This is a genomic window from Tianweitania sp., assembly GCF_032053605.1.
Lineage (GTDB): Bacteria > Pseudomonadota > Alphaproteobacteria > Rhizobiales > Rhizobiaceae > Tianweitania.
Map to the genome: position 1 here is coordinate 1 of NZ_DAMBUH010000035.1, position 15,599 is coordinate 15,599.

The window sequence follows — 15,599 nt, forward strand, 5'->3', positions numbered from 1 at the left end:
AGCCTGCACCGGCGCCTGGCTCGGCAAACCCGCCGGCACATTGGTCTGGCAGGCGCTGAGCAAGCCAAGCCCGAAAAGCAGGCCAAGTTGACGGAACAACAAACGCGTCACAACAATCCTTTCCGGCTTTGATGCCGGTTCTTAAATCGCGCGGGACTTTGCAAGCTTGCGCGCGCCGTGTCAAAGCTCGGGCTGAAATGACCCTGAAGGAACAAAACCGTGCAGGACGAAGCGGAAGCGCCGAAAAGCTTCATGGTCGGCCAGACCGCCATGCCGGCTCGCCCGCTCGAGCCCGCTCTCTATATTGTGTCGACACCGATCGGCAACCTTGGCGACATCACCCTGCGTGCGCTGGAAACTCTGGCTGCCGCCGACATCCTCGCCTGCGAAGACACCCGCGTTACCCGCGTGCTGCTGGAACGCTACGGCATCCGCCGCCGCGCTTTCGCTTATCACGAGCACAATGAAAGCGAAGCCACGCCGCGCCTCGTTGAAGCGATTGCAAGCGGCAAGAGCGTGGCGCTCGTCAGCGACGCCGGCACGCCGCTGATCTCCGATCCCGGCTACCGTCTGGTCGGTGCGATGGCCGAAGCAGGCTTGCGCGTCGTCCCAATCCCCGGCGCATCAGCGGTTCTTTCAGCCCTTGCAGTGTCGGGACTGGCGACGGATTCATTTTTCTTTGCCGGCTTCCTTTCGCCCAAGGATGGCGGAAAGCGCAGCCGCTTGAACGAGGTCAAAGCAGTTCCCGGCACGCTGATCTTTTATGAATCACCGCGTCGTCTTGCCGTCAGCTTAGCTGCCATGGCCGACGAACTCGGCGCTGACCGCGACGCAACCGTCTCACGCGAACTGACCAAGACCTTCGAGGAAGTGCGGCGCGGAACGCTGGCCGAACTGGCCGCGCATTATGCCGATGCCGACACGCCAAAAGGCGAGATCGTCATCTGCGTTGCACCCCCAAGCGCGCCCGACACCCCGGAAGAAGCCGACGTCGACGCCCTGCTGCTTTCGCTCGCCGAGGAGATGTCCACGGCGAAGGCGGCAGGGGAGGCGGCCAAGCAAACCGGCCTTGCCAAGGGCGACCTCTACAAGCGCTTGCTGGCCTTGAAGGATGCGCAAGCTTGAAATCGCCTGCCAAGGCAAAGCTCCAGGCTTACAAGCGCGGCCACACCAGCGAGGCCCTAGCCGCCCTGGCGCTGATGCTGAAGGGCTACCGCATCGTCGCCCGCCGTTATCGCACCAAAGGCGGAGAGATCGACCTCATCGCCCGACGCGGAAATCTCATCCTGATCGTTGAGGTCAAAGCGCGAGCAAGCCTGTCGCAGGCTATGGACGCGATCAGCCCGTCGGCCCAGCGCCGCATCGAAGCCGCCGCCGATCTGTGGCTCGCCCGACAGCGCGACTATGCCCGCCTGTCCCTGCGCTTCGACATGGTGGCCGTGCTTCCCTGGCGCTGGCCGATCCATGTGCCGAACATCTACCAATCCAAAAACTAGCCGCGTTTCGTCACCGTCATCCACAACCCGCCTTCCGGCTGCGTCGTCAGCTTCTGCACAGGCCACGGATTGGTCTGCGCGGTCGTGTTGAACTGGTAGCGCGACATCAGCACGCCCAGCGCAATGGCCGCTTCCTGCATGGCGAAGCTCGCGCCGATGCAGGTGCGCGGGCCGGCGCCGAACGGCAGGTATTGGTAGCGATCGATCTTGTCCCGGTTCTCGGGATGAAAGCGCTCGGGCATGAACGCGTCCGGCTGGTCCCAGAACTTGCGGTGGCGATGCACCGTCCAAGGCATCATCAGCACCTGTGTGCCGCGCTTGATCACAAGATCGCCGTACCGATCGTCCTCGATCGGCTCGCGATTGAGCGAGGGTGCCGGCGGATAAAGCCGCATCGCTTCCTCGAACGCCGCCCGCGTCAGCGGCATCGCATCCAGCCAATCGACGGGGTCGGGCCCGGTGGCCACCACCTGATCGATCTCGGCCTCAATCTTCTCCCGCTCCCATGGCGCATTGGCGAGGCAATACAGCGTCCAGCCGAGTGCGCGTGCCGTCGTCTCGTGGCCGGCACCGATAAAGGTAATGATATTGTCCTCGACCTCGCCGCGCGTCAGCCCCTCGGGACCTTCCGCGCGCAAAAGCAGCGTCAGGAAATCCTCCGGCACGCCATCGGGGTCACGCCGCATCCGCTCGCGCCGCATCTCCATCGTGTCGGCAACGATCTTGCGGAAATAAGCCAGCGTCTTGCGGCCGCGGATCTGCGTGAAGCGCGGCAACCATTTCGGCGCGCGCAGCAGGTCGAGCGGATCGACCCGCCCCATCGTCTCGAACAACCGGTCGATCTGCGTTTCGAACGATCCTGGCTCGCCAGCGATCTCTCCGGAAAACAGCGTTTCGGCCAGAATCTCATAGGTCAGCGTGGTCATGTCACGCGCGACATCCACCGGCGCGGTCTGCCCGGCATACTTCTCGGCAAATTCCACCGAGCATTTCAGCATCGGCTGCGCGAAATTCTTGTTGTGGCGCGGCGTGAACACCGGTGCCATGGCCTTGCGCGAGCGCTTCCATACCGCACCTTCAGCCGTCAGCAGCCCATCGCGCAGGATCGGCCGCAGGATGTTCTGGCGCACGGTCGCCATCTTGTAGGTCTTGGCATTGTCCACCAGCACATGGCGGATCAGGCCGGGATCGTTGGCAATCAGCAGCGGCCCGCCGATACCCGATACAGAGATCCAGGGCTCGTTGTAGGAGGGCTCACCCCACAATTCCAGCGGGTTGCGATACACGATGCCGATCATCTGCAAGGTCGAAGGCGGCACGGTGCGCGGCTTGGGCGCAGGCGGCACGAAAGGAGAGGGCTTGGCATCCATGGAACGAACTCCGGTCATGCCGATGATATGGGCGCGACAAACCAGGTCCTCAATGCGCGAGGAAGGTTGCCTTTGCCGCAGCCGGCTTTCGCGGCGTCGCTCAAGCCTGTTGTTAAAAAAGTTTACGTATGCTGCAACCAAAGCCGAACTCCCGAGTTTGGGACCGTGCGATAGGGATGACGACCGAAATGGCATGCAAGGTACTTGTGGTTGAGGACGAGATTTTCGTCGCCATCGAGATCGAGCATGTCGTTGAAGAACTCGGTTACAAGCCTGTTGGAATCGCCGCCGATAGCGAGACAGCTTTCAAGCTGGCTGCCGAAGCCGAAGTCGCTCTTGTCGATCTGAATCTCCGCGACGGAGCGACCGGACCTGAAATCGGCCGTGCACTGGCCGAAAAACACGGCATCACCGTCCTTTTTATGACTGCGAACCCCTCGCAGCTTGGCGAGGGTATTCCGGGCACGCTTGGCGTTTTGTCCAAGCCCTGTGCGGACGATGAGTTGAAGCAGGCTATCGAATACGCAACCGCCTGCCATCGCAAGGCGCAGGCTCAGCCGCCGAAGCGGCTTCAGCTCTTCAGCTGTAACCAAAACCATAGCGCCCAGAGCGCCATGCAGGCTTAGAGCATTTCCGGCGAGAGAAGGATCGCCGAAATACTCTAGCTCTTTCTTTAGACGCAATTTCCCGACGTAAAACCGCTCCGCACTTTTGCTGGAATCGCTCTAGTGCGCCTCATCCCAATTATGCGCCGCGCGGGCATCAACCTGCAGCGGTACGGATAGCGCGACGGCCGGCATTGCGGCATCTTCCATCACCTTGCGGATGATGGGGATGGCTTTCTCGACATCCTCTTCGGCTGCTTCGAACACCAGTTCGTCATGCACCTGCAGGAGCATGCGGACACCGCCCAGCCCTGCTGCTTCCAGTGCGCCATCCATCTTCACCATTGCACGGCGTATGATGTCAGCCGCAGACCCTTGAATCGGTGCATTGATGGCCGCGCGTTCCGAGTTGGCGCGGATCGACGGATTGGATGCGCGGATATCAGGATAATGCGCGCGCCGGCCGAAGATCGTCTCGACATAGCCCTTGTCGCGGCAGAACGCCTTTGTGGCGTCCATGTAGTCGCGAATGCCCGGGAAGCGCTCGAAATAGCGCTTGATGTAAGCGCCGGCTTCCTCGCGGGGGATCGACAGCTGGTTGGCCAGCCCAAAGGCTGAGATGCCATAGACGATGCCGAAATTGATCGCCTTCGCGCGGCTTCGCACATCGCGCGGCATGCCTTCCACCGGCACGCCGAACATTTCCGACGCCGTGATGGCATGGATGTCGTCACCATTGGCGAAGGCCGCCTTCAGCTGCGGAATATCCGCGACATGGGCGAGAATGCGCAGCTCGATCTGGCTGTAATCTGCCGAAATCAGCTTGTTGCCCTCTTCGGCGATAAAGGCCGTGCGGATCTTGCGACCTTCCGCCGTGCGGATCGGGATATTCTGAAGGTTCGGCTCGGTCGACGACAAACGGCCGGTCGAGGTCGACGCCATCGAGTAGGATGTGTGCACGCGCCGCGTTTCGGGATGCACATAACCGGGCAGGGCATCGGTATAGGTCGATTTCAGCTTCGTTAGCTGCCGCCAGTCGACGATCTTGCGCGGCAGATCGTGCCCTTCGGCCGCCAGTTCTTCCAGCACCTGGGCGGAGGTCGACCACTGGCCGGTCTTGGTCTTAGCGCCGCCCGGCAGACCGAGCTTGCCGAACAGGATGTCGCCGAGCTGCTTGGGTGAGCCGATGGTGAAACTCTCGCCGGCGGCCTTGTAGATCTCGTCCTCGAGACCGGCGGCCTTTTGCGCCAGCTCGCCGGACAGACGCGACAGCATCTGGCGGTCGATCGCGATGCCGCGGCTTTCCATTCGCGCCAGCGTGGAAACCAGCGGGCGTTCCAGCCGCTGATAGATCGAAACGAGACCTTCCGCGACCAGTCGCGGCTTGAGGATCGACCACAGCCGCAGGGACAGATCGGCTTGCTCGCCGGCGGCTTGGGTTGCGCGTTCAAGCTCCAGCCGGTCGAAGCTGATGCCGGAGCGCCCCGAACCGAGCAGGTCCTTCACCGTCGTGGCGGCATGGCCGAGCCAACGCTGCGCCAGCGCGTCCAGCGTGTGGTTGCCGGAACCGGCATCGAGCACATAGGACATCAGCATGATGTCGTCGAAAGCTTCCAGTGCGATGTTGTGGCGCGACAGGAGCATATATTCGGCCTTGAGGTTGTGGCCGACCTTCAGCACCGACGGATCGGACAAAAGCGGCCCGAGCGCCTCAAGCGCGGCCTTAAGCGAAAGTTGGCCATCCATCCGGCCCGAGCCGAGCAGATCATTGTCCTGCGACTTGTGCCCGGCGGGGATGTAGCCGGCCTGGCCGGCGCCAGTGCCGAGCGTGATGCCGGTGATTTCCGCCAGCATCGGGTCGATCGAGGTCATCTGGAGATCGAAGCCGACGACACCGGCCGCATAGGCCTCGGCGATCAGCGTATCGAGCCCGGCCTGGTCGCGGATGGTGCGATAGGCTGAAAGGTCGATCGTCTGGCCGGCGCCAGCCTGTGCGCGGCGTTCGGCGAGAGCTGCCGGCGTCTTTTCGCCGGAGGCTGCACCGGTGTCCGCTTTTGCGTTGGTCGATACTGTGGTTGGCGTGGCGTCGAGGTCCGGCCCATGCGCGGTCTCAAACCCTTCCAGCGTCACCGTGCCGGCCGTGATGGCATTGGCGTCGGTGCCGGTGGTTTCCGCCACGCGGCGAGTCAGCGACGTGAACTCCATGGCCTTGAGATAGGAGATCAGCATCGGGCCGTTGACCGGCCGCAGCGTCAGTTCATCCAGCGTCTCGGGCAGGGGCGCATCGTTGCGCAGCTTCACCAGCTCGCGCGACACGCGGGCATTGTCGGCATTGGCGATAATGGTTTCGCGGCGCTTGTTCTGCTTGATCTCGGAAGCACGCGCCAGCAGCGTGTCGAGGTCGCCGAACTCTTCCAAGAGCTGGGCAGCGGTCTTTGGCCCGATGCCCGGCACACCCGGCACATTGTCCACGGAATCGCCGGTCAGCGCCTGCAGGTCGATCATCTTTTCAGGCGGTACGCCCCATTTCTCGATGACCTCGGCCACGCCGATCTGCTTGTCCTTCATCGGATCGTACATCTGCACGGATGCGCCGACGAGCTGCATCAGGTCCTTGTCGGACGAGACGATCGTGGTGTCCGCGCCGGCCTCACAGGCCATCCGGCAATAGGTCGCGATGATGTCGTCGGCCTCAAACCCTTCCATCTCAATGCAGGGCAGATCGAAGGCGCGCGTCGCCTGACGGATCAAACCGAACTGCGGGATCAGGTCGTCTGGCGGCGCGGAGCGATTGGCCTTGTATTCAGAAAACAGCTCGTTGCGGAACGTCTTCGAGGAATAATCGAAAATGACGGCGAAGTGCGTCGGCACGATGCCGACATCCGTGTCGCGCGCATCGCGCACCAGCTTCCACAGCATGTTGCAGAAGCCGGAGACAGCGCCCACCGGCAGCCCGTCGGACTTGCGGGTAAGCGGCGGCAGCGCATGGTAAGCGCGGAAGATGTAGCCGGAGCCGTCGACGAGAAAGAGATGATCGCCTTTTTTCATGGGCTAACGCCTAGCGCCGGGCGCGAACCCTGTCCATCGCGAAGTCGGTAACCCCGGGACACCGGCCACCGATCCCGCCAAAGACTATGAGCTGGAACCCTCGCCGAGGCGAGGACCCTGGCTCTTGGCGCGGTCGCTTTCGACATGCTCGACATCGAAGGGCTGCGCCGGCCCGGTCGGCATCACGCCCGGCGTCATCGGGCTCTTGTCGGGATCTTCGTCATCCACCGCAGGCCCGGTACGGCTCGGATCGGCTGGCTTCGCTTGTTCGGGTTTCATGGGTAAACTCCGCTTCGCTCAGCAGGGGAACGCGCGGCCGCGTTGTTTGTTCGCAAGCAGCTGCAAAGCAGTTCAAGCGCTCTCATCATAAGTAACGACGACGTTACGAAGATGTAATCTCCCCGCCCTTGATTGGACACCTTGTGCATCACAAATACACCGGGTCGGCACAACGTTGCCGGATCCGGCCAAGGCCCGTCCCCCGCCTCTAACCGGATTAAATGCGGTAGCCTCATCCCCCTCTCCGGGCTGCCGCATTCTGATACGGCCACCGTGGTTTCCCCCTCCACCACGGTGGCCGCTTCTTTGAGGCGATCTGCCACCTTTGCTTTGCGGGTTCGATCCACTAGGTTCGCCGCACTTTCCAAAAGCATCGGAGCCGTTTCTTGGCCACGCTCGCCCCCGTTCTTGAATCCCTCGACAGCAATTTCGACACCAGCCTCGATCGCCTGTTCGATCTCCTGCGCATCCAGTCGATCTCCACCGATCCCGCTTATTCCGCCGAATGCCGCAAGGCCGCTGAATGGCTGGTGGCTGATCTCACCGCGATCGGCTTCGACGCCAGTGTCCGCGACACGCCCGGCCACCCGATGGTGGTGGCGCATCACGACGGCCCGGCCGGCAGCCCGCATGTCTTGTTTTATGGCCATTACGACGTGCAGCCGGTGGATCCGCTCAACCTGTGGGACCGCGATCCGTTCGATCCTGCCATCGACACGGACGAGAGCGGCGTCAAGGTCATCCGCGCGCGCGGATCGTCCGATGACAAGGGTCAGATCATGACCTTCGTGGAAGCCTGCCGCGCCTATAAGGCGGCACATGGCGCGCTTCCTTGCCGTATCTCAATCCTGTTTGAAGGCGAAGAAGAAAGCGGCTCGCCTTCGTTGAAGCCGTTCCTCGAAGCCTGCAAGGAAGAGCTGAAGGCCGACTTCGCGCTGGTGTGCGACACCGGCATGTGGGACCGCGAAACGCCGGCAATCTCCACCGGCCTGCGCGGTTTGGTTGGCGAAGAGCTGACCATCCACGCCGCCAATCGCGACCTGCATTCCGGCTCCTATGGCGGTGCGGCCGCCAACCCGATCCGCGTGTTGGCCAAGATCTTTGCCGACATGCATGACGAGACCGGCCGCGTCACCATTCCCGGCTTCTATGACGGCGTGGAAGAAACGCCGACCGAGATCCTGAAGAGCTGGGAAACGCTTGGCGAAACCGCTGAAAGCATGTTGGCCCCGATCGGTCTGTCGCAGCCGTCTGGCGAACAGGGCCGTTCCGTGCTGGAACTTGTGTGGGCGCGTCCGACCGCCGAATTCAACGGCATCACCGGCGGCTATACCGGTCCCGGCTTCAAGACCGTCATTCCCGCGCAGGCGTCATCCAAAGTGTCGTTTCGCCTTGTCCACAAGCAGGACCCGCAGAAGATCCGCGATGCCTTCCACCAGTTCGTGGAAGAACGCTTGCCAGCCGATTGCCGGGCGGAATGGGGCAAGGAACATGGCGGCTCGCCGGCGATCCAGCTTTCCTATGACGCACCCTTCCTGTCCAAAGCGCAGGCTGCGCTGTCGGACGAATGGCCCAAGCCTGCAGTGATGATCGCCATGGGCGGCTCCATTCCCATCGTCGGCGACTTCCAGATCTATCTCGGCATGGGATCCCTTCTGGTCGGCTTTGGCCTTTCAGACGACCGCATCCATTCGCCAAACGAAAAATACGACGTCGAATCTTTCCGCAAGGGCCAGCGCTCCTGGGCCCGCATTCTGGACGCACTCGCCAAATGAACACCAAGCCCACCATCCGCTTCCACCAGGGCGACCTGCCGGATCTCCAGAACTACCAGGTCGACGCCGTTGCGATCGACACGGAAACGCTCGGCCTCAACCCCCATCGCGATCGTTTGTGCGTGGTGCAGATTTCGCCGGGTGACGGCACGGCTGACGTGATCCAGATCGCGGCCGGCCAGAAAGAAGCCCCCAACCTCGTGAATCTGCTGGGTGATGCCGCCATCACCAAGCTGTTCCACTTCGGCCGCTTCGATCTCGCCGTGCTCTATCATGCCTTCGGTGTGATGCCGGAGCCGGTGTTTTGCACCAAGATCGCCTCGCGCCTGACCCGGACCTACACGGACCGGCATGGGCTCAAGGACATCTGCGGCGAGTTGCTCGGCGTTGGCATTTCAAAGCAGCAGCAGTCGTCGGATTGGGCCGCTGAAACGCTGTCGCCCGAGCAGATCGACTATGCCGCGTCCGACGTGCTTTATCTCCACCGCCTGCGCGATGTGCTGGCGGGGCGGCTCGCGCGTGAGAATCGCACGGACGAAGCCGATGCCTGCTTCCAGTTCCTGCCGACGCGCGCCAAGCTCGATCTGATGGGCTGGGACGAGCAGGACATCTTCGCGCACTCGTAAGCCGAACTACTCCGCCACAGCGATCGGGCGCTCCGCTTTGGTGCGGTTGTGCTCGATCGACGCCCACTTCGGCCGCTCAAAAAGCCAACGGCCGAAGCCGCTCCATTGCACCAGCAGATACAGGATCACCGGGCCGATCACGCCGGCTGCCGTGACCAGTACGCCCATCGTGCCGACATCCCCCATGATGCCGAGTTTCAACAGCACCGCGCGCGTCGTCGCCATCGGCAGGAAGAAGCCGAGATACACCACGATCGAGTGGGCACCGAGCCAGGTCAACCAACGCATCACGGGTAGCCGCGACAACAGTGTGCCGACCGCCACCACAGCACAGGCGCCGAGGAAGCCGAGGATCAAGCTGACGACCGGCAGTTCGGCCACCCCGCCAATCGCGCCGGTCTGCCCGATCTCATGCGCCACCAGCGGATACAGGCCAGCCGGCACTGGCGTGAAGGTGAGCAGGGCTTCCATGATCGCCCAGATCGCCAGTGAGCCCAGCGCCAGACCCGGCTTCGTGCGCACCTTGTCGGCCAACGCAAAGATCCAGGGCGCCAGCGCATAGCCGGCATAGAAATACACGAAGCGCGAGCAGAACTCGTCCAGCACCAGCCATCCCGTGGTGATTGGCAAGATCTCCAAGGCGGCCGCGGCGAGCAGCACGATCGCCACTGGCACGCCCTTCAACAACCGCGCGACCACGAAGAAGATCGGCAGCACATAGATGAACCACAGCGTGCCGAAGGGCTGCACGAAGGAAACGAGGAAGTTGCTCAGCGCTGCACCCGCGCCTTCTTCCATCGCCATGCCCGGCGCCTTGAAGGCGAACTGGATCGTGAGCCACAGCACGTAGAAATACGCGAAATGCACGACTTTGCGGTCAAGGTAGCGACGCCACGGCCGGTCGATGGTGATGCTGAGAAACAGGCCGGATATCATGAAGAAGTCGGGCATGCGGAAGGGCCGCGCCCAGGTCACGACATGATGCATCCAGCCTTGTTGGCCAGCCGCGAGTTCCACGCCCAGCACCGCATGCACCATCACCACGAAGATGATGCAAAGGCCTTTGGCCGTATCAACCCAGTCGACCCGCTCCACTCCCGCAGCCGCCATTCCAGCCATCTCCTCAGCCATGTTGCGTTGGTGTTTACGCCAAGGGCCTGAAAGGTGGATTAAAGCAAAAGCCCTTCACGCTGCGAGGGTTAACCGCCCCTAAAGGCGCCGCATTTACCCTGCAGCCACGCCGAGGCACGGCAGGACTGAGGGGCACTTACGGATGGCGGCAAAACGCAAAGGCGGCGGACGGATCGAGCCGAACTTTGGCGCGCCATCCGCAAGCGACGGGCTGTCGGTCAGTTCGGACGACCGCATTGTGCGCCAGCCTAAGACCAAGGCCAAAAAGGCCGCAGAGCCCCGCACAAGATCCGCACGGGGTGGCAAACGGCGGCGCGGCGGCTTCGGCCTGTTCAGCCGCGCGATCTACTGGGGTTTGGTGCTTTGCCTGTGGGGCGGCATTGCCATGGTTGGCCTCATGGCGTTTTATGCCGCGCGCATGCCAAGCGCCACGACCTGGGAAATCCCCGACCGTCCGCCCAACGTAAAGATCGTTGCCGTCGATGGCATGCTGATCGCCAATCGCGGCGCCACCGGCGGTGAGGCGGTCAGTCTCAAGCAGATGTCGCCCTATATCCCGCAGGCCGTGGTGGCGATCGAGGATCGCCGCTTTTACCAGCATTTCGGCGTCGATCCGCTGGGTCTCGGCCGCGCAGTGTTCCAGAACCTGGCGCGCGGCCGCGTAGCCCAAGGCGGCTCGACCCTGACGCAGCAGCTTGCGAAAAATCTGTTTCTGAAGCCCGAGCGCACGCTGGAGCGCAAGGTGCAGGAGGTCATGCTTGCCCTGTGGCTGGAGCATGAGCATACCAAGGACGAGATCCTCGAAATGTACCTGAACCGGGTCTATTTCGGCTCGGGATCGTATGGCGTGGAAGCGGCGTCACGCCGCTACTTCGGCGTTTCGGCCAAGGATGTGAGCCTGTCGCAGGCAGCACTGCTGGCCGGTCTGCTCAAGGCACCTTCGCGTTTGTCACCCGCCCGCGATCCGCAGGCTGCCGAAGATCGCGCTCAGATCGTGTTGGCCGCCATGCGCGACCAGGGCGTGATCGCCGATGGCGAACTGGCGACCGCCATGAGCACGCCCGCCGCCAAAGCCGCCGCTTACTGGACCGGCTCGGAAAACTACGTCGCGGACCGCGTCATGGATGCGCTGCCGGAGCTTGTGGGCGAGGTGAACAGCGACATCGTGGTGGAAACCACGATTGACCAGACGCTGCAGCATTTCGCCGAATTGTCGATCCGCACGCTGATCGACGAAAACGGCGCCAAGAACAAGGTGAGCCAGGGCGCGCTGGTGTCGATCGACAATTCTGGCGCCATTCGCGCCATGGTTGGTGGCCGCGATTATGCCGCGAGCCAGTTCGATCGCGCATCGGGCGCGCGGCGCCAGCCCGGCTCGGCCTTCAAGCCCTTTGTGTATCAGGCCGCTCTTGAACAGGGCGCACGCCCGGAATCGATCCGCAACGATGCGCCGATCACCATCGGCAAATGGAAGCCCGAAAACTATGGGGGGCATTATTACGGCCGCGTCACCCTGACCGAAGCACTGTCGAAGTCGCTGAATTCCGTGGCCGCGCAGCTCGCCCGCGAAGCCGGCGTCGACAATGTCATCGAAGTCGCGCACCGCATGGGCATCAACTCCAAGCTCGACCGCAACGCCTCCATCGCGCTCGGCACGTCTGACGTCACGCCACTCGAACTGACGGCGGCTTACGTTCCTTATGCCAATGGCGGCTTCAAGGCGGACCTTCATGTCGTCAAGCGCATCACCACGCCCAAGGGCGAGGTGCTGTACGATTTCCGCGCCACCGACACGCCGCGCGTGGTGCACGCCGATATCGTCGGCATGATGAATTCCATGATGTCGCGCACCATCGAAGCCGGCACCGGCAAGCGCGCGGACTTCGGCTGGCCGGCCGCCGGCAAAACCGGCACGACCCAGAACTCGCGCGACGCTTGGTTTGTCGGCTACACCGCCAATCTCACCACGGGTGTCTGGTTCGGCAACGATAACGGCTCGCCCATGAAGAATGCCACCGGCGGCTCGCTGGCCACCATTGCCTGGCACGATTTTATGGCGGCCGCGCATGAGGGATTGCAGCCGGTCAAGCTGCCCGGCGTCGAGTTCTACCGTGCCCAGCCGCAGCTCGACGCCATCCTCAGATCGGCCGAGGAACAGGCAGAGCCCGAACAACAACAGCCGGTTATGCCAATGCCGCCGTCTCAGCCAGTTGGCGTTCGCGCCGATGAACAAGAAAACCCCGCCACCGGCGCCATTCGCCGACCGCAAACGGATGTCGGCGGCACGGCGTCCAGCAAGAGCATCCTGTCGATCATTCTCGGCAAGTAAGTTTTTCTGCGCATGGTGATGAATGTTGATGCGGGAGCGGCGTTACCCCATCTCGCAATGCGCTCCGTCATTCGCTACATAGCGGCTTCTGGAGATCCCGATCATGGCCGAGCCTGACACCCGAAAGACCCTTGTGCTGACCGGCGCGAGCCGCGGCATTGGCCATGCCACCGTGAAGCGCTTTTCGCGCGAAGGCTGGCGCGTCATCACCTGTTCGCGGCAGGATTTTTCCGAAGACTGCCCGTGGCCGTCGGGGCCGGAAGATCACATCAAGATAGACCTCAGCGATCCGGAAGATGTCGGCAGCGCGGTGGCCGAAATTCGCCATCGCCTGGAAGACAATGGCGGTGAGCTGCACGCGCTGGTCAACAACGCCGCCATTTCGCCCAAGCTGAAAGACGGCGCGCGGATGAACTCCATTGAAACGCCGATGCATGTCTGGCGCGATGTGTTCCAGGTCAATTTCTTTGCGCCGATCATGTTGGCGCGCGGCCTGTTTCGTGAGTTGTCGGCTGCAAAGGGCTCGATCGTCAACGTCAGCTCCATCGCCGGCACCCGCGTTCACCCCTTCGCCGGCACTGCCTATGCCACGTCCAAGGCGGCTCTCGGCTCCTTGACGCGCGAGATGGCGGCGGACTTCGGCCCGCATGGCATCCGCGTCAACGCGATCGCGCCAGGCGAGATCGACACCTCGATCCTGTCGCCTGGCACCGACAAGATCGTCGAGCAGATCCCGCTGCGTCGTCTCGGCACCACGGCGGAAGTGGCGGATATCATCTTCTTCCTGTGTTCCGGCCAGGCATCTTACGTCACCGGCTCGGAAATCCACATCAACGGCGGCCAGCACGTCTGATCGGTCGGTCGTAGCTTAAGTTGACGCCAGGCCTTGGTTGATTTTTGCAGTGCCAGCAACTGTTTGGTGGCTGGCTGAGCAACGACATGCCATCAACATGCCTGCACGCGGCACATTTATTCCAACACGCCGCCTTAGGAGCATGAAGTTCCGCTCACCTAAGAAGCTACTGCTGAATTCTGGATGAAGTTTGCGCCGAAGGCCTTGTGTCTAGAAATAACTGCCACATTATCCGTTTTCAAGGCGTGGCCGTTCCTTCAATTTCGAGCGCTCGTTTGGCATGATGAGAGATCAACAGCGCAGTCCAAGCCATGCCTTTTGCCAGCCAATCGACAAAGCTGAATGCCTTCCCCTTTTTCCTGAAGGTCGCCGGCCGTTGCGTGGTGATCGCGGGCGGCGGGGATGAGGCTTTTGCGAAAGCCCGTTTGATGGTGCAGTCGAGCGCCGAGCTGTTGATAGTCGCACCTGAACTGGAATCCGATTTCGCCGCCTGGATCGCACAAAACTCCGTCCGGCACCTGGCGCTTGAGCCAACCGCCGAACACCTGCGCGGCGCCGTCGTGGTGTTCGCCGCAACAGGCGAGAAAGAGGCCGATCGAGCCGTTGTTGATCTCGCGCGCGCACTCGGCGTGCCGGTCAATGCCGTGGATCGTCCGGACCTCTGCGACTTCTTCACGCCCGCTTTGATCAACCGCGCACCCGTCGCCGTAGCAATTGGCACCGAAGGCGCCGGCCCCGTTCTTGCGCAGATGATCCGTGCCAAGATCGACGCCCTGCTGCCCCCCTCGCTCGGTCGCCTGGCGACGATGGCTGCGAGCTATCGACACCGCGTCGAGCATGTCGTGCCCAGGGGTAATGCCCGCCGCCGGTTCTGGTCCGACTTCTTTGATGGCAAGCCTGCGCAACTCTTGGAGCGCGGCCAAGCCGATGCGTCCCACGCTGCCGTCCATGCGCTGCTAGCGGAACGCCATGAAATAACCGGTCATGTCGCCCTCGTCGGCGCCGGGCCAGGTGCCGAGGACCTGCTCACCCTGCGCGCCCAGCGCCTCCTGATGCAGGCCGATGTGATCGTGCATGATGCGCTGGTGCCGGAAGCCGTGGTTGCCATGGGCCGCCGCGATGCCGAACGCATCGCCGCCGGCAAGCGTAAGGGCTGCCACTCCAGGAGCCAGGGTGAGATCAACGATCTCCTTGTCGAACTGGCGAAAGGCGGCAAGCGCGTTGTGCGTTTGAAATGCGGTGATCCGCTGATCTTCGGCCGCGCGGGCGAGGAAATGCAGGCAATGCGCGATGCCGGCGTGTCCTATGAGGTCGTGCCGGGCGTTACCTCCGCTTTCGCAGCCGCAGCCGATTTCGAACTGCCGCTGACCCTGCGTGGCGTGTCTTCGTCGATCGTCTTCACCACCGGCCATGATCTGCGCGGCAAGGTGCTGCCCGACTGGGCCAAGCTCGCCATCGGAGGCGCGACGGTCGCCGTTTACATGGGGCGCTCCATCGCAGCCGATGTCGCCGAGCGCCTGATGGCCGCCGGTCTTGCTTCCGACACAGCCGTCGCGGTCGTGGAAAATGCCAGCCAGTCCGGGCGCCGCATGTTCCATGGCACGCTGGCCGACCTCCCGTCGCTGCAGGCAAGGACGGATCTGACCGGACCCGTCATGACCATCATCGGCGACGCGGTTGCCGGCGCCAATTTCCACAAATCCACGCCGCTCAGCGCCCATATCCCGGCGCCGGTGGCGGCTTGACCGACCAAGGACGCCTCATGAAGATCCTGACCGCGAACCGCCTTGTTGACGGCGAAGCCGTGTGGCTGGCGGCCGACCGTTCCTGGGTCGAGAACATCCAGTTCGCCGAGCGTGCTCTGGATGCCGATACCGAAGCCAGGCTGGATGCCGCCGGCAAGGCTGCGCTCGCCAATAACGAGGTCGTGGACGTCAACCTGATCGACGTCGCGCTGGTCGATGGCGCAATTCGTCCCAACCGCCTGCGCGAACAGATCCGCGCCAACGGCCCGACCACCCATCTCCATTTTGGCAAGGCCGCGCGCTTCGGCGCCGCTTCCGCCAACACCGCCGCCTGAAGGCGTC

The 15,599-nt window shown here is 62.8% G+C and carries 13 protein-coding genes; 9 read left to right on the forward strand and 4 right to left on the reverse strand.

Translation table 11 applies throughout. The features are described 5' to 3' along the window. Positions 1–252 precede the first annotated feature (252 nt). Both rsmI and RTX98_RS10155 read left to right on the forward strand, forming a co-directional pair. Entirely contained in the window at positions 253–1,125 is an 873-nt protein-coding gene (gene rsmI, locus RTX98_RS10150) for a 16S rRNA (cytidine(1402)-2'-O)-methyltransferase (RefSeq protein WP_312796409.1), read from the forward strand. Next, the gene (locus RTX98_RS10155) at positions 1,122–1,496 is read left to right on the forward strand and encodes a YraN family protein (RefSeq protein WP_312796376.1); all 375 of its coding nucleotides are present in this window, start codon (positions 1,122–1,124) and stop codon (positions 1,494–1,496) included. Before rsmI ends, RTX98_RS10155 begins: the two co-directional genes overlap by 4 nt. Here RTX98_RS10155 and RTX98_RS10160 read toward each other — a convergent pair. Further along, positions 1,493–2,866, reverse strand: coding sequence for a cytochrome P450 (locus RTX98_RS10160; RefSeq protein ID WP_312796377.1), 1,374 nt, complete (start codon positions 2,864–2,866; stop codon positions 1,493–1,495). The two genes, RTX98_RS10155 and RTX98_RS10160, sit on opposite strands and share 4 nt — an antisense overlap. A gap of 188 nt (positions 2,867–3,054) precedes the next feature. Between RTX98_RS10160 and RTX98_RS10165 the strand changes: the two genes are divergently transcribed. Next, positions 3,055–3,492, forward strand: coding sequence for a response regulator (locus RTX98_RS10165; RefSeq protein ID WP_312796410.1), 438 nt, complete (start codon positions 3,055–3,057; stop codon positions 3,490–3,492). 99 nt (positions 3,493–3,591) lie between these two features. On the opposite strand, the gene polA is transcribed toward RTX98_RS10165, so the two are convergent. Further along, positions 3,592–6,519, reverse strand: coding sequence for a DNA polymerase I (polA, locus tag RTX98_RS10170; RefSeq protein WP_312796378.1), 2,928 nt, complete (start codon positions 6,517–6,519; stop codon positions 3,592–3,594). Positions 6,520–6,603: 84 nt separating this feature from the next. Next, a complete protein-coding gene (locus RTX98_RS10175) occupies positions 6,604–6,798 on the reverse strand; it encodes a hypothetical protein (protein ID WP_312796379.1) in 195 nt (64 codons plus the stop codon). A 386-nt stretch (positions 6,799–7,184) separates the two neighbouring features. On the opposite strand from RTX98_RS10175, the gene RTX98_RS10180 reads away from it, so the two are divergent. Together RTX98_RS10180 and RTX98_RS10185 are read left to right on the forward strand one after the other, a co-directional pair. Beyond that, positions 7,185–8,573, forward strand: coding sequence for a M20/M25/M40 family metallo-hydrolase (locus RTX98_RS10180; RefSeq protein WP_312796380.1), 1,389 nt, complete (start codon positions 7,185–7,187; stop codon positions 8,571–8,573). Continuing rightward, positions 8,570–9,199 (forward strand): ribonuclease D, encoded by a 630-nt coding sequence (locus RTX98_RS10185; protein WP_312796382.1) that lies wholly within the window; start codon positions 8,570–8,572, stop codon positions 9,197–9,199. Before RTX98_RS10180 ends, RTX98_RS10185 begins: the two co-directional genes overlap by 4 nt. Positions 9,200–9,205: 6 nt before the next feature. Here RTX98_RS10185 and RTX98_RS10190 read toward each other — a convergent pair whose 3' ends face one another. Then, the gene (locus tag RTX98_RS10190; protein WP_416223101.1) at positions 9,206–10,318 is read right to left on the reverse strand and encodes an acyltransferase family protein; all 1,113 of its coding nucleotides are present in this window, start codon (positions 10,316–10,318) and stop codon (positions 9,206–9,208) included. 154 nt (positions 10,319–10,472) lie between these two features. On the opposite strand from RTX98_RS10190, the gene RTX98_RS10195 reads away from it, so the two are divergent. The 4 genes from RTX98_RS10195 (at position 10,473) to RTX98_RS10210 (ending at position 15,592) form a co-directional block, all read left to right on the forward strand. Beyond that, the gene (locus RTX98_RS10195; RefSeq protein WP_312796386.1) at positions 10,473–12,659 is read left to right on the forward strand and encodes a transglycosylase domain-containing protein; all 2,187 of its coding nucleotides are present in this window, start codon (positions 10,473–10,475) and stop codon (positions 12,657–12,659) included. A gap of 103 nt (positions 12,660–12,762) precedes the next feature. Then, positions 12,763–13,512, forward strand: coding sequence for an SDR family oxidoreductase (locus RTX98_RS10200; protein WP_312796387.1), 750 nt, complete (start codon positions 12,763–12,765; stop codon positions 13,510–13,512). Between the two features lie 311 nt (positions 13,513–13,823). Then, positions 13,824–15,257, forward strand: coding sequence for a siroheme synthase CysG (gene cysG / locus RTX98_RS10205; RefSeq protein ID WP_312796388.1), 1,434 nt, complete (start codon positions 13,824–13,826; stop codon positions 15,255–15,257). Between the two features lie 17 nt (positions 15,258–15,274). Next, on the forward strand, positions 15,275–15,592 hold the full coding sequence (locus tag RTX98_RS10210; protein WP_312796389.1) for a DUF2849 domain-containing protein: 318 nt from the start codon (positions 15,275–15,277) through the stop codon (positions 15,590–15,592). Positions 15,593–15,599: the final 7 nt, after the last annotated feature.

Bases quoted from the DNA above. Each gene is read 5' to 3' on its own strand.
- rsmI (WP_312796409.1), top strand. From the start codon at position 253: ATGGTCGGCCAGACCGCCATGCCGGCTCGCCCGCTCGAGCCCGCTCTC.
- RTX98_RS10160 (WP_312796377.1), bottom strand. From the start codon at position 2,866: ATGGATGCCAAGCCCTCTCCTTTCGTGCCGCCTGCGCCCAAGCCGCGC.
- RTX98_RS10165 (WP_312796410.1), top strand. From the start codon at position 3,055: ATGGCATGCAAGGTACTTGTGGTTGAGGACGAGATTTTCGTCGCCATC.
- polA (WP_312796378.1), bottom strand. From the start codon at position 6,519: ATGAAAAAAGGCGATCATCTCTTTCTCGTCGACGGCTCCGGCTACATC.
- RTX98_RS10175 (WP_312796379.1), bottom strand. From the start codon at position 6,798: ATGAAACCCGAACAAGCGAAGCCAGCCGATCCGAGCCGTACCGGGCCT.
- RTX98_RS10185 (WP_312796382.1), top strand. From the start codon at position 8,570: ATGAACACCAAGCCCACCATCCGCTTCCACCAGGGCGACCTGCCGGAT.
- RTX98_RS10190 (WP_416223101.1), bottom strand. From the start codon at position 10,318: ATGGCTGGAATGGCGGCTGCGGGAGTGGAGCGGGTCGACTGGGTTGAT.
- RTX98_RS10195 (WP_312796386.1), top strand. From the start codon at position 10,473: ATGGCGGCAAAACGCAAAGGCGGCGGACGGATCGAGCCGAACTTTGGC.
- RTX98_RS10200 (WP_312796387.1), top strand. From the start codon at position 12,763: ATGGCCGAGCCTGACACCCGAAAGACCCTTGTGCTGACCGGCGCGAGC.
- cysG (WP_312796388.1), top strand. From the start codon at position 13,824: ATGCCTTTTGCCAGCCAATCGACAAAGCTGAATGCCTTCCCCTTTTTC.
- RTX98_RS10210 (WP_312796389.1), top strand. From the start codon at position 15,275: ATGAAGATCCTGACCGCGAACCGCCTTGTTGACGGCGAAGCCGTGTGG.